1 protein-coding gene is annotated in these 488 nt (G+C 40.8%); it reads right to left on the reverse strand.

From position 1 onward, the window contains the following. Nucleotides 1-122 precede the first annotated feature (122 nt). A complete protein-coding gene (locus NE473_RS30200; RefSeq protein WP_256265556.1) occupies nucleotides 123-281 on the reverse strand; it encodes a hypothetical protein in 159 nt (52 codons plus the stop codon). Nucleotides 282-488 lie beyond the last annotated feature (207 nt).

The following is a 488-nucleotide window of genomic DNA, read 5'->3' on the forward strand; positions in this document are numbered from 1 at the left end:
GGTTTTTCCATCAGAACCTTTCCATCGATCTCAAAACATTCGAAACCGATTGATTTTACAAATTTAAATTTCTCTGTTAAATCCTGCGGAAAAAAAATCCCTGTCCTGTGTACCAAGCAGCATTATTCTTCACCTCCAAATATAACCCCCATCTTAATGCTCTTTTCCTGTTCCTTATCCATATAGGGACAGATTCCCTCTGCCGAATCCTCAAATTTCACAACCGGATCGATGATCTCGGAGCAGTCTAAATATCCGCTCATCAGCATATCCCAAACCACGTCTTCGATTCTCTTACGGTTCCAGCTCGGATAATCCGGATTCGGTTCACTGCACGCTCTCGAGAAGACGATCTTTCCGTAATTGTAATGTGCTTCCTGTCCCAGCCAGAGTCCCGATATAATATTAAAATAGCGAAAAAAGAACCCTTTTTCCTGCGGAACCTATATTCTAAGGAGACAGATATGAAAGAAAAAATAAAAGTAAAG

It is taken from the genome of Hungatella sp. SL.1.14, assembly GCF_024460495.1.
In the GTDB taxonomy this organism is placed as follows: domain Bacteria; phylum Bacillota; class Clostridia; order Lachnospirales; family Lachnospiraceae; genus Hungatella; species Hungatella hathewayi.